This window comes from Microcoleus sp. D3_18_C4, assembly GCF_036702355.1.
Lineage (GTDB): Bacteria > Cyanobacteriota > Cyanobacteriia > Cyanobacteriales > Microcoleaceae > Microcoleus.
The window spans coordinates 20,222-30,955 of record NZ_JAUBTF010000073.1; the positions used below are offsets into that span (position 1 = coordinate 20,222).

Genomic DNA, 10,734 nt, shown 5'->3' on the forward strand with positions numbered 1-10,734 from the left:
AAACGAAATATTGTCGTCCATCAAACCCGGTTTATGGGCCCCCACAACTCAATCGTAAAATTCATTACAATGAATCAATGGAAAATATGTAATTGAAAAGACATGACTCAAAATAATTTACTGTCTCGCATCTCAATCGACTCGAATATCTGCTTTGGCAAACCTTGTATTCGCGGCCATCGCATCTGGGTTTCTCTGATTCTTGACTTTCTCGCTAGTGGAATGACTTTGGAAGAATTGCTTGAGGAATATCCGGGAATTGAACGAGAAGACGTTTTGGCTTGTATTGCTTATGGGGCTGAGTTGGCAAGAGATTGTTATGTCGAAATTCCTGTGGGTGAAAAAAAGGTAGTTTTAAAGTGAAGTTAAAACTTGATGAAAATTTGGGCAGCATCCGCGTTGTTTCGCTGTTACGTTTAGCTGGCCACGATGTTGCGACTGTACGGGAACAAAATTTTAGTTCAACAGCGGATGGATTGTTGATTGATATCTGTCGGAGGGAAGGTAGATGTTTGGTGACTTTGGATAGGGGGTTTGGCAATCGCCTCCGCTACAATCCTTCTGATTATTCTGGGATTGTGTTACTGCGTCTGCCTTCTCAAGCGAAACCGCAAGATTTGCAAGCGGCAGTAGAAATATTAATTCGCGGATTGGATGCGGCAGAAGTTACGGGTAAATTGTGGATTATCCGAGGGGAAAAGCTTTTGGAGTATCAAGCAATATCGGAAGATGAATCTGACTAAAAAGTTCAAAGAAAGGAGTGATGCAAAGTAAGCCGGTTTCTACGCAAAGAATGTGGATGTTGATTCGGCGTTTGGTAATGAGAAAGGGAGCATCTCACTTTTGCAGTTAAGCTATAAATTGGAGTTTTAAGGCAGGAGGCAGGAGGCAGGAGGCAGGAGGAAAGAGGAAGAAGGAAGGAGCCAGAAGAAGTGTTTTTACAAATATGAGATGCTCCCATGAGAAAGGAGAAAGAGGGTAGCAAACCCGGATTTAGTATCATGAGTTTAAGAGTCCAAATAGCGAGGACTTTCGCTATGAAACAGCGAATTAATTCCCTGTCGGACTTTCGGCAAAACGCGCTATTTCATCCACATTAATCCGAGTTTATCTCCGGTTAAAAATCGGGTTCCGCAGCCAAAAGCTCGATCGACAAATCCATCTGTTCCTTCCCCCGCGCCAAAAAGCTTTCGCACTGCTGCCAACACTCCACAGCCACCCCAAACTGCTCGAAAACCTCTTCTAGAGGCAACTCTCCCGATTCCACCCGATCGATAATCGCTTCAATTCGATCGACCGTTTCCTCATAATTCCAGTCAGACTGGCGCAACTGCGAATCAATCATAACTTTTCTTCTGCATCCAATACTTCTACAATCTTAACTTTCAGCAGGCCCCGACTCAACCTCACAGTCAATTCCTCTCCCAATTCCAAACCGTCAGTTGTGCGGACGATCGTACCGTCACTTTGGATTACCGCCGCATAACCCCTTTGCAATACCGCTGCCGGATTTAATGCAGATAACTTTTCTTGCAATACCTCCAGTTTACCAGTTGCTTGCCGCAAAGTTCGGGATGTCGCAGGCAAACGTTTTAATCGATTTTGTAACAGTTGCAAATGCTCTTCTTCTGTCTGAAATCTTGCCCGCACAGCGTTTGCTAAATTGACCATTCGCTGCTTGTGTTCAAAGTAAAGATCTGCTAAAATTGGTACCGCTTGAGCGGCCGCCGCAGTCGGAGTATGGGCTCGTTTATCTGCTACTAAATCGGCGAGAGATTCGTCTCTTTCGTGCCCTATACCTGTAATAATTGGAATCGCACAATTCGCGATCGCCCTGACAACTCTCTCATCATTAAAACAAGCCAAATCTTCCGCAGAACCGCCGCCCCGCCCTAAAATGATCACATCCGCCCTACCGTCCAATTCTACACGGGCGATCGCCCTAGCAATGGCAGCAGCAGCCAATTCTCCCTGCACTCCTGTCGGCGACAGCAACACCCGCAAACCTGGATATCTTTGGGCTAGAGTCCGCTGAATGTCTCCCCAAGCAGCGCCTGTATCGGATGTCACCACGGCCACAATTTGCGGGTGTGCGGGAATCGGGCGCTTTCTGGCGGGATCGAAGAAACCCTCAGCATCCAAGCGCGATCGCAATTGCTGCAACCGCAAAGCCTGCAATCCTTCCCCAGCCGGTAGCGATTGCACAACAGTCAACTGGTACTCGCCGCGATTTTTGTAAACCCGGATGCTTCCCAAAACCAGCAACTGTTCCCCTTTTGCGGGTATTTGCACCAATTTTTGCCGCTGAGAATTCCACACCACGCAGCGAATAGCAGCGCTTTTGTCGGTGTCGCACAGAGTGAAAAAGCAGCCGCTGGGGTGGTGCGAAACGTTCGACACCTCGCCTGTCAGCCAAACTGATTGCAGGTTGCGATCGCCCTCCAACAACTCTTGCAGGTATGATGTTAGTCCAGCAACAGATAAAGCTGTATCGGGAAGAATTGAAGTCATCCAATTTTAGATTTTAGATTTTAGATTTTAGATTTAGGCTACTATCAATGCTTCGGACAGTGTGTGATTGCCAAGCGTAAAATAAGGGTGTCAGGGCGATTGTACAATCTCTTTCATAACGGAAAATCAAGGGTTTCCCACTAGGATCTCAAAATAGTCCGGACTATTGTAGTATATCTAAGGTAATTTATTTGTAGGCTGAGCGGGCGATCGTAATTTTAACTGCAAACAAACTAATGATATCAGATACAATGACTTCGATGAATGTGCTGCGCCAAGAGGCTGCGGCGATCGGCATTACTGAGGAAGAAGCCAGAAAATATGGCGACCTCCGACATAAAAGAACTTGGTCTTTGGCGATCGAACATCACCTCTCAATGCAAGATTTTGCCGATCGCATAGAACAATCCTTCACAACTTCCGAACCCGATTCCTCCAGCGCACTCAACCACTCTCAGACTGCGGAGTCGAAAGACTATGGTATTCAGCTAACTGCGAACCTAGGCGAATCTAGAGTAAGCAGGGATAATCAAACAGCCTCTCTTGCTTCGCCACAACAGCCAGTAGAAGAAATCGGGCGATCGCACGGCAATTCCGACTACCGCAGCAACCAAAGCCGAGGTTTTCAACAAGTAGTTCAAAATCATATTAAAGCATTAACAATTGCGTCCGCCTCCCGCACAAATCTGCCCCATTCACAACTGGGCAATTGGGTTTGTCCTGAGTGTGGGCCGGAGGGCGAATTGGGCTGTTACCTTTGCGCCGGAGAAGGCAATGTAGAGGACATTGCAGCTATTGGCTGGACGCTAGCTTATATGGAAATGTTGGGCTGTTCTCCTCGCGAAATCGAACCGATACGGAAATTTCCGCCTTCTTTAAATATTCTGGAATTGAATTTAAAAGTTTGTGTTGCTATCAAACAAAGTAGCGAAGTTTTAGCGCGTACTGAGAAATGGGTAATTAGTCATTAGTTACCTGACAGCTCAACCAAATTAAGTATTGATTCTAGCTTTTTCAAAGCAACTTCCAAATCGTCATTAACAACTTGGAAATCAAATTCCCCCGCAGCTTCGATTTCCTCTTTAGCCCGTACCAACCGACGGGCGATCGCAGTTTCGGAATCTTGACCCCGACTCCGCAGCCGCCGCTCCAATTCTTCCCAAGAAGGAGGTAAAATAAAAATTCGCAGCGCCTCTGGAAAATTATTCCTAATTTGCCTTGCCCCTTCCAACTCAATTTCGAGGATTACCCATTTTCTCTCACCAATTCCTTGCTTGAGACCAAAATAAGGAGTACCGTAAAAATTACCGGCAAACTGGGCCCATTCCGCCAACTCTCCAGCCTCAACCATTTTTTCAAAGTGGCTGCGGCTGACAAAATAGTAGTGCTGTCCCTCAATTTCTCCCTCACGGGGCGATCGAGTTGTCACGGATACCGAAAGATACAATTCGGAATGGCGATTGAGGAGCGATCGTACTAAGGTGCCTTTCCCCACACCGCTAGGCCCCGTCAGAACAATTAATTTACCAGATTTCATCTTTAGAATAGAAACGTGTAACAATTTAAGTTTCTGCTTACTTTAGACTGTAAACGCTCAAATTGCAACTGACAAACCTCAATCATCCCGACCTTGACCGTCTTTGCTCACCACAAAACGATTAGCAACCGTTTCCGGCTGAATCGCCGAGAGGATGACGTGACTCGAATCTGTAATAATTACCGCTCTCGTGCGACGGCCGTAAGTTGCGTCAACCAGTTGTCCCCGCTCCCGCGCATCAGTAATAATCCGCTTAATTGGCGCTGACTCTGGACTGACAATGGCAATCACTCGATTAGCAGACACAATGTTACCAAAACCGATATTAATTAATTGAATATCCATGAAAATCTTAATCTATGGGTGAACGGCTAACTATCAATCCTTACTTTTGATCATATAATATACAAAGATTTTTTATGACAATCCTCAAATTAATCCCAACTAAGTTTTTTAGTTTCTACCTAAAATTTTTACCCTTTTGACGCCGAGTACCCGGTTCTTTATCAAAAATTTAAAAAAGACTCGCTATTGCCGCTCTATCTTAAAGATTCGGTAAACTCCTCAATTTTTAGTTGCTAATAAAAGCATTACCTGTATCGATACCAAAGCCGATAAATGTTGCGAAATATAAACTTGATTTCCGGGAGAGGGAAACTTAAGTATAATCAGTGATCAATAACAGTAAATATTCGCAAATGCTGGTTTTATGAGCTTTCCAAGCTCAACTAAAAGCCGCTGGCGATCCTCTTCGAGGGCTTCGCTAACGCACTTTTTGCCCGATTTTTTACCAAAAGATGGGGGATGATGTGCCAAACTACAGATTTTTATTGCATGATGTTCTACAATAAAATGGGTTTGTAGTGAAAATTTGAGTTTTATTAATACCAATAAAAAAGTGTGGCTACAATTATCAATTGTATAACAAATCTGAAAACTTGCAGCGTCTCGCGCCGGAAACGGCACTGCCGTTTCCCTACAGATGGTCGCAGGATTATATGTAGCAATAATTGTGGGAATTAGTATAAAAATCTGAGCACTTTAGTTTTTACTACAAACATTTTGAATTCAGCAAAAGTTAGGCAGAAAGGGGTTTTACCCATGAGATGAATTCCGGTTGAATTGGAATGATTAAACCGCAGAGGACACAGAGAACACAGAGTCAGAGAACGGAGAGATAAATAATTCCGATGCTACCTGATTTGATATAAATTATAGCGGTAAGACTTCATCCACACCGCACCCTACACATACAGGAGATGTATAAATATTATTCAACAAAAAATAGGGATTAATGCCGATAAATTCACCCGCATTAATCCCCAGTTATTCCACACTTAAATTAAGCTGCAACTAAACCGCTGTGTCTCAACAAAGCTTTAGTGCTCGGTTCGCGTCCCCGGAAAGTTTTAAACACTTCCATCGGGTGCAAACTGCCGCCCAATCCTAACACTGTATCTCGGAAGCGCTTGCCTGTAGATGCGATCGCACTTTCATCTTCCAAACCCGCTTCCTCAAACGCCGCAAAAGCATCAGCGCTGAGCACTTCCGCCCATTTATAACTGTAATACCCCGCCGCATAGCCACCCGCAAAAATGTGTCCGAAAGCGCACAAAAATGCGTCTTCTTCCAGAGGAGGCAAAACAGTGGTAGTTTTAGCGATGCGGTTGCGGACATCTGCCACAGTTTCGCTGCCGCCCGATCGATAGCGGTGGTGCAATTCAATGTCAACGCTGCTAAAATGTACTTGCCTGAGCATGACGGTGCCACTCATGTAGTGGCGCGCTGCTAACAGTTTTTGGTAGTAGTGTTCCGGCAAAGTTTCCCCGGTTTCGTAATGCTTTGCCATCCCGAACAAAGTCGCGCGATCGTAACACCAATTTTCCATAAATTGACTGGGCAATTCCACTGCATCCCACTCAACATTATTGATGCCCGAAGCCCCCGGATAGTCTACCGTTGTCAGCATATGCTGCAAACCGTGACCGAATTCGTGAAACAAAGTTTCGACTTCCAAGAAAGTCATTAAACTCGGTTTGCCGTCAACAGGAGGACTTTGGTTGCACACCAAATAAGCCACCGGCAACCGCGTGGTTGTTTTTCCCGCTTCCACAAATTTAGCGCGCACCACGCACTCGTCCATCCAAGCACCGCCGCGCTTTTCCTCGGGGCGGCTGTAGGGGTCTAAATAGAAATTGGCGATCGTATTTCCTTCTTCGTCATTTATTTGGAAATAGCGCACATCTTTGTGCCACACAGGAGTTTGACCGTCCGCCGCAGTTACTGTCACGCCGAACAGCCGCTTGACTAATCCAAATAACCCCTCTAATACCTGTGGCAAAGCAAAGTAAGGGCGCAATTCTTCGGCACTAAAAGCAAACTTTTCTTCCCTGCGCCGTTCCGACCAAAAACCCACATCCCAGTGCTTCAAATCCCCAGCTTCCGCCGCGCCTTTTTCGGCAGCAAAAGCTTTCAATTCTTCTAAATCTTTGACAGCAGCATCATAACTAGCCTGACGCAATTCTTCTAACAAAGCTTCCACTGCTGTCACGTCGGGAGCCATTTTGCTCGCCAAGCTCAATTCGGCATAACTGCTAAACCCGAGCAAAGCAGCTTTTTCCTGGCGCAAAGCTAAAATGCGATCGGTCAACGGCCAGTTATTCAATTCTCCGCTACTTGCTCTGCCGATAAAAGCTTTGTACAACTTTTCGCGCAAGTCGCCGCGGGTGCTGTGCTGCATGAAAGGGCCGTAACTCGGAAAGTCTAAAGTAATCCGCCAAGGGCCGTTTTCGGCATCCGCATTTTCTTCGCCAGCGCTGCGAGCGGCTTGAGCTGCTAAACTCAACAAACTCGGCGGCAAACCGTCAATTTCGTCTTTGTTTGTGAGGGTGATGCTGAATGCTTTGGTAGCGTCGAGGACGTGATTAGAAAATTGGGTAGTAATTTCGGCCAATTCTAATTGAATGGCATTAAAACGCTCTTTTTGCTCGCCTTCTAAACCGACGCCGGAGAGTTGGGCGTCTCGGAGAGCGGCTTCGACAATTCGCTTTTGAGCTGACTCTAAGCTGTCCCAATTTTCACTAGCCCGCAGTGCTTTAAAAGCTTCATAAAGCGGTTTGCTTTGACTGAGCTTGCTCCAAAATTTTACTACTTCCGGCTGCACTGTTTCGTGAGCCAATCGCAGTTCCGGGCTATTTTTCACACCCATCAAATGTCCGACAATGCTCCAGCTCCAATTTAAACGCTCTCCGAGTCGCTGCAATGGTTCTACTAAGCCGCTCCAAGTCGGTTCTACAGACGATTCTAAGTCAGCTAGCGAGGCTTCTAGTTCGGTCAGCAGTTGGGTAACAGCGGGGACTACGTGTTCTGGTTTGATCGCGTCAAATGGAGGCAATCCTTGACCGATTAGTAACGGGTTATCAGCAATAGTTACGGTTGCAGTCATTGATTTTTCTTGTAACAGGTTGAAAACAGGTGAACTAGACAGATTAGCTTTTCATTTTGTAACACAATTGTCGAAAAATTTGGACTCGATCGGGCGTGAGTCGCAGAATGTCTGAGTCTAAAAATCTTCCTTCTGACTGATGACTAATGACTGCTGACTAATGACTACTGACGATTCTCTGGTGTGTGCTGCAACTCCTTGACAACTGAGATTAAGCGCTTGAGGTGAGGTTTGACAACTTCTTGCTGCTCGTGTTCCAAACGGTGGATTTGAGCTTGGACAATAGACAAATCCGCAGTCGATTGCTGTGCGGGAGCTTGCAGTTGGCTTTGCAAATTGGCCATGACTTTCTGGATTTCCAAAAATCGAGTATTTACTACTTCCCAGTCGTCTCTGGTGATAGAAGTTTCTGCCAAGCCTTGCGTCGCACTTTGCAGTTGCTCTATAGCCTGTTCCACAGCTTGGAGATTCGCCCGTTGGCCAACCGATAAATCTTGCAGTTGTGCGCTCACCTGCTGGCGGACATCGAGCACAGCAGAGGCCACGATTTCTTGCAAAGAAGCTACAGACTCTCCTAAACTCACCAACTGCCGGTGGATGTCCATTGACTCCTCAAAGCCCTCAGCCCTAGGCATGGCAGCCATTTGCTGGCGCAGCGCTGCAATATCTGCAGACAACTGCTTGCGTAATTTAACAATTACCGTCACCGCCGTTTTTTCGACTTTATTAACAGACTTTTGGACTTGGGCCATTTCCGAATTTTGATGCACCCGCACTTGCTGCTCGAACCGATACCGGTTAGCAACATTCAGCGACAAAGCCAAAGTTAGGGGAGCCACCCCGTAAAAAGCTTGACCCGACACTGCCACCGCCAGGGAACCCACACCAGAGGCCGCCAGAGAGGCGTACTCTGCCATCTCCAGCCAGTGTCTTTGAGGAAAACTTGGTCTCAAGTGGTTTGCAACAGAGGGTTTTGGCTTCCGCACGGCTCTTTGGGTCATAGTATTTACTCGTTGTTGGTAAGGTTGCGAGATTGGGTGGAGCATCGATTTCTATCCTTTTTTCAGTTATATGTTTTAGATTATTTCTTGGCACTCTTCTATTTTTACCTTTGTGAGTAAGTTAAGGATGACTGCCATATTATTATGTATTTGGGAGCCTGTGGCGATCGCGCCCAATTCCGGCTGTTAAAAGGTTCGCCCCAACGCGCCCTCTATTTTACAGGAGTTAGGGTCATCGGGTTCGGGTGATCGACAATAGCTGCCCAGGCTAACCGAACAATGCCTAAGACGATTTTAGATTTTAGATTTGAGATTAAAAATTAAAAAAATGTGACCTACTGAGGGCGATCGGGATGTGGAGCTTGTCTGGAGTTGCATTTTTGTTCGCCCATTGGTATAATCTACTCTTTCTGAATTGCCCCTCTCAAATTTACTGCAAAAATTGACCAATGAACTCAGAAAAACCCGGAATTGGCGATCGGCTAAAGTCTATTTTCAGTATCGCAATCTTTATCATTCTCGTACTCGCAGTAGGCTTTTTAAGCGTTAATTTTCTTTCAGCTCTCTATGCAAAATTTTCTTAAAATTAGTCCTAGACGCATAGGTTGGAGAAACCGTTTTTTTTAAGATAATAGTTCGTCGCAGTCCGCATAATCGGTAAACAACCCGGTTTCTTTAGTCGGAGTGAGTCCCAGACTGTTTGAAATTCCCAACTTCTTGAAGAAATCTCGAATCTTAAGCACGAGATCATTTGTTTGGATTGCATTCTCCTTCTTCCTTCTTCCTTCTTCCTTCTTCCTTCGGCTATAATTTCAACTATAAAGATTGTGGTCTGGGTCTAACCAGACAATATAAAAAACATTTTCACTAAAAAATCCATGCACCCTGCCGTATTCATTAGCAGATATTTGGAACTGGTAGGGAACATTTACTAGCGCAGCTTCATTGGGAATCCCGAAGCCATTAGGCTCAGTTGTATCTAGCCATACTATTCCATGACAGCGCAGGCTTTTACTCTGGCTATTAATAATTTCTTGAGCTTTCAATTGTGACAAATCGCGCAGCCTTCTCAGTAAAGACGCTAGATACTTAGCATCTCTACCACCAATGGAGAATTTCTCTTTATCATCCTGATAGTACCGGAAGGAAAAACTAATTCCTTCTGGGATTTGGATATTAACAACCTCTCTCCTTGCCGAAGATGGTTGACTGCGAATCTCTGTATCTTGTCTTTTTTTATGCTTCTTCGATGACACGGGTTTTGTAAAACTTTCTCATTGATTCCTTCGTAATAATAGCATGAGAAGGTTCATCTCTTGGCAACTCACCTCTAGCATTAATCCAAGGATCTTCGCGTCGCACCATCAATTCTAACTCATAGGCATCCCGAAAGAAGTAATCATCGGATAACTCGTCTAAAAACTCTTGTACTTCTTCTGGAAACTCGGGTTTTTCGACTTCTTTGAGAATTGGCTTCCAGTCAAATTGTTTTTTGTATTCATAAAATAAAGCCGGGATAGTCGGCCCGTGCACCCAAGCTTCAAAATCTTCATCAAAAAGCGGTTTATCTTCAAAAGCTAAATACCATGCTTGGGCGTAGTACAATAGTTTTTGTAGCTTGTGGTTGCTGAGATAGGAACCTACGTCATTCGCGAACCAGATGTAGTAATCAGCGAGTTTTGAGGCTGTTGTGACTGTAGTTATTGTGGTCATATAATTCGACTCAATAAGTTTTGTATTCTATGATAGCACAGTTGGATTTGGGATTTGGGATTTGGGATTTGGGTTACAACTCACATCTTGTACTATTCTCAAAAACAGGCAAGATGCCCACCCACAAATAATTAATTTTTTTGTGGGGTGGGCATCCTGCCCGCCCGTAAAAGACTGATTGAGAATCGTCCAAGATATCAGTTACAATCCTTTGATATACTGCTTCAGTACAGGTGGCAAAGTGTAAAGACTTTCCTGTTTTTCTATCAAGCACCGCCGCCATAGAGATTGCAATGCGTTTAGCAAATCTGATGATAATAGTTGTCCGTTTTGTAGCAATTTGGCGCAGTTGACAGGTTGGTTTTTTGTCGCCAACAATGAGATAACTTGTTTTTATAGTTCGGAAGTGGGTAGTCCTGCATAGTCATGAAAAACAAGGCTTTCACTCTATAAATAGGGTTTGCTGAATAATTGATCGCAGACCACTAGCAGGAGCGATCGATATATTCAAGGTGAGTTAAATATAA

General features: G+C 45.0%; 11 protein-coding genes and 1 pseudogene. 3 read left to right on the forward strand and 9 right to left on the reverse strand.

Annotated features, from left to right (window positions below; translation table 11 throughout):
• Window positions 1–102 precede the first annotated feature (102 nt).
• Window positions 103–363 carry a DUF433 domain-containing protein gene (locus QUA90_RS26025; RefSeq protein WP_015176393.1) on the forward strand — a complete coding sequence of 87 codons (261 nt, stop codon included), beginning with the start codon at window positions 103–105 and terminating at the stop codon, window positions 361–363.
• Complete coding sequence (locus tag QUA90_RS26030; protein ID WP_333448298.1) at window positions 360–743, forward strand: DUF5615 family PIN-like protein; 384 nt, start codon at window positions 360–362, stop codon at window positions 741–743. Before QUA90_RS26025 ends, QUA90_RS26030 begins: the two co-directional genes overlap by 4 nt.
• Before the next feature lie 374 nt (window positions 744–1,117).
• Here the strand turns inward: QUA90_RS26030 and xseB are convergent, their stop codons facing one another.
• The gene (gene xseB, locus QUA90_RS26035; protein ID WP_190740787.1) at window positions 1,118–1,345 is read right to left on the reverse strand and encodes an exodeoxyribonuclease VII small subunit; all 228 of its coding nucleotides are present in this window, start codon (window positions 1,343–1,345) and stop codon (window positions 1,118–1,120) included.
• On the reverse strand, window positions 1,342–2,511 hold the full coding sequence (xseA, locus tag QUA90_RS26040) for an exodeoxyribonuclease VII large subunit (protein WP_333448299.1): 1,170 nt from the start codon (window positions 2,509–2,511) through the stop codon (window positions 1,342–1,344). The genes xseB and xseA overlap by 4 nt, the downstream gene beginning before the upstream one ends.
• 251 nt (window positions 2,512–2,762) lie before the next feature.
• Here xseA and QUA90_RS26045 point away from each other — a divergent pair, with 251 nt between their 5' ends.
• Window positions 2,763–3,482 carry a hypothetical protein gene (locus QUA90_RS26045; protein ID WP_333448300.1) on the forward strand — a complete coding sequence of 240 codons (720 nt, stop codon included), beginning with the start codon at window positions 2,763–2,765 and terminating at the stop codon, window positions 3,480–3,482.
• Here the strand turns inward: QUA90_RS26045 and gmk are convergent.
• From gmk to QUA90_RS30565, 7 genes and pseudogenes are all read right to left on the reverse strand, one after another.
• Window positions 3,479–4,048: a guanylate kinase gene (gene gmk / locus QUA90_RS26050; protein WP_333448301.1), complete on the reverse strand. Its 570-nt coding sequence runs from the start codon at window positions 4,046–4,048 to the stop codon at window positions 3,479–3,481. The two genes, QUA90_RS26045 and gmk, sit on opposite strands and share 4 nt — an antisense overlap.
• 78 nt (window positions 4,049–4,126) lie before the next feature.
• Window positions 4,127–4,393 (reverse strand): extracellular matrix/biofilm regulator RemA, encoded by a 267-nt coding sequence (remA, locus tag QUA90_RS26055; protein ID WP_333046047.1) that lies wholly within the window; start codon window positions 4,391–4,393, stop codon window positions 4,127–4,129.
• Window positions 4,394–5,390: 997 nt separating this feature from the next.
• Window positions 5,391–7,493, reverse strand: coding sequence for a M3 family metallopeptidase (locus QUA90_RS26060; RefSeq protein ID WP_333326411.1), 2,103 nt, complete (start codon window positions 7,491–7,493; stop codon window positions 5,391–5,393).
• Window positions 7,494–7,657: 164 nt separating this feature from the next.
• Window positions 7,658–8,494 carry a hypothetical protein gene (locus QUA90_RS26065; RefSeq protein WP_333326412.1) on the reverse strand — a complete coding sequence of 279 codons (837 nt, stop codon included), beginning with the start codon at window positions 8,492–8,494 and terminating at the stop codon, window positions 7,658–7,660.
• Between the two features lie 812 nt (window positions 8,495–9,306).
• Complete coding sequence (locus QUA90_RS26070) at window positions 9,307–9,750, reverse strand: hypothetical protein (RefSeq protein ID WP_333326414.1); 444 nt, start codon at window positions 9,748–9,750, stop codon at window positions 9,307–9,309.
• Window positions 9,731–10,207, reverse strand: a complete 477-nt coding sequence (locus QUA90_RS26075) for a type II toxin-antitoxin system antitoxin SocA domain-containing protein (protein ID WP_333448302.1) — start codon at window positions 10,205–10,207, stop codon at window positions 9,731–9,733. The genes QUA90_RS26070 and QUA90_RS26075 overlap by 20 nt, the downstream gene beginning before the upstream one ends.
• Window positions 10,208–10,408: 201 nt before the next feature.
• Window positions 10,409–10,600 (reverse strand): annotated as a pseudogene (locus QUA90_RS30565) (ATPase); the annotation flags it as partial.
• Window positions 10,601–10,734: the final 134 nt, after the last annotated feature.